Source organism: Vibrio barjaei, from assembly GCF_001639065.2.
GTDB lineage: Bacteria > Pseudomonadota > Gammaproteobacteria > Enterobacterales > Vibrionaceae > Vibrio > Vibrio barjaei.
Window position 1 is genome coordinate 1 of record NZ_LQXO02000017.1, and the last position, 841, is coordinate 841.

General features: G+C 47.8%; 1 protein-coding gene. It reads left to right on the forward strand.

Going from position 1 to position 841, the window contains the following annotated elements; translation table 11 throughout:
* Positions 1 to 840 (forward strand): elongation factor Tu (locus AWH66_RS10485; RefSeq protein ID WP_065311756.1); only part of this gene is annotated, 840 nt, incomplete at its 5' end.
* Between the last annotated feature and the right edge of the window lies 1 nt (position 841).

An 841-nucleotide genomic window follows, 5' to 3' on the forward strand; every position in this document is an offset into this window, starting at 1 on the left:
ACTCGTGAGCACATCCTACTAGGCCGTCAGGTTGGTATCCCTTACATCATCGTATTCATGAACAAATGTGACATGGTTGATGATGAAGAGCTTCTAGAGCTAGTTGAAATGGAAGTTCGTGAACTTCTATCTGAGTACGATTTCCCAGGTGATGACCTACCAGTTATCCAAGGTTCTGCACTAGGCGCACTAAACGGCGAAGAGCAGTGGGAAGCGAAAATCGTTGAGCTTGCAGAAGCACTAGACTCTTACATCCCAGAGCCAGAGCGTGCAGTAGACCAACCGTTCCTACTACCAATCGAAGACGTATTCTCGATCCAAGGTCGTGGTACAGTTGTAACTGGTCGTATCGAGCGCGGTATCCTACGCGTAGGTGACGAAGTAGAAATCGTAGGTATCAAAGAGACTACAACTACTACTTGTACTGGTGTTGAGATGTTCCGTAAGCTTCTTGACGAAGGTCGTGCTGGTGAGAACGTTGGTGCACTTCTACGTGGTACTAAGCGTGACGAAGTTGAGCGTGGTCAAGTTCTTGCAGCTCCTGGCTCAATCAACCCACACACTAAGTTCGAGTCAGAAGTATACGTACTTTCTAAAGACGAAGGCGGCCGTCATACTCCGTTCTTCAAAGGCTACCGTCCACAGTTCTACTTCCGTACAACTGACGTAACTGGTGACATCTCTCTACCAGAAGGCGTAGAAATGGTAATGCCAGGTGACAACATCCAAATGCAAGTTGAGCTAATCGCTCCAATCGCAATGGACGAAGGTCTACGTTTCGCTATCCGTGAAGGTGGCCGTACAGTAGGTGCTGGTGTTGTTGCTAAGATCTTCGACTAAT